Raw genomic sequence first — 632 nt, 5'->3', positions numbered from 1 at the left:
CCTGCGTACGGCTCCCCAAGGCATATCGGTGTTCGCCCCGTCCTTCTTCGGCACCTAGCGCCTAGGCATCCCCCGTGCGCTCTTCCTACCTTATCCTCTTTCGTCTGCAGATCCACGTCGCATCTCTGCGTCAGCTTCTTTCCACGCCTCGGTCTCGTACCTACTTCGTACGCTCCCTCGTCGTGTCTTTTCGCTTCCTTGACCTGCTCGTGTCTCTTTGACGACATTCGTCTGCAGATCCACGTCGCATCTCTGCGTCAGCTTCTTTCCACGTCTCGGTCTCGTACCTACTTCGTACGCTCCCTCGTCGTGTCTCTTCGCTTCCTTGATCTGCTCGTGTCTCCTTGACGAATACCCTTCTGCCTTGCGGGAAGGGCATGACCTCGAATCCACGGTGTGGATTCTGGTCACTTTCACCTTTCGTCATACGGTTGTCCGTGTGAGTAGCCTAAGGCTACCACACATCCATCGTAGTTCGTTGGGTGGGACAGCAAATTCACATAGTATATGCACTATGCGCGTTGTGTCACTGTTGCTTTTGGCTTGATGCTACTACCCATCAAGTTCATCTGCATTCACGTGTTCACCTCTAGTTGTCAAGGAACCACTGAAGGTTGCCGCTTGATCTTGCG

At 53.8% G+C, this 632-nt stretch carries 1 rRNA gene; it reads right to left on the bottom strand.

Going from position 1 to position 632, the window contains the following annotated elements:
- Positions 1-96 (bottom strand): 23S ribosomal RNA (locus MM817_RS16425); the annotation flags it as partial.
- Positions 97-632: the final 536 nt, after the last annotated feature.

It is taken from the genome of Sulfoacidibacillus ferrooxidans, assembly GCF_022606465.1.
GTDB classification, from domain to species: domain Bacteria; phylum Bacillota; class Bacilli; order Alicyclobacillales; family SLC66; genus Sulfoacidibacillus; species Sulfoacidibacillus ferrooxidans.
Note: the sequence above shows the minus strand (reverse complement) of the source record. Positions and strands in the feature narration are given on the sequence as shown.